This window comes from Streptomyces sp. ATLC9, from assembly GCF_057196705.1.
The window spans coordinates 1-223 of the sequence record NZ_JBXUOY010000662.1; the positions used below are offsets into that span (position 1 = coordinate 1).

Annotated in this window: 1 protein-coding gene; it reads right to left on the reverse strand. The window is 68.6% G+C overall.

Annotated elements, in window-relative coordinates; all coding sequences use genetic code 11:
- Positions 1-223: transposase (locus AC2CJA_RS27545; RefSeq protein WP_484605316.1), on the reverse strand; the 223-nt coding region annotated here is incomplete at both ends.

The window sequence follows — 223 nt, forward strand, 5'->3', positions numbered from 1 at the left end:
TCACCATGTTCCGGACGGTGAGGTCCTCGATCACGATCGTTTGGTTTTCACGAACGAGCCGAGTGGTGAGCTTGTGCAGGTGGTCACGCCTGCGGTCGGTGATGCGGGCGTGGACCTCGGCAGCCTTCCGGCGTGCCTTGGCCCGGTTGGTGCCGTCGCCCTTGGCCTTGCGGGCCAGCTGCCGCTGGGCCTGGGCGAGGCGGGTACGGTCGCGCCGCTCGTG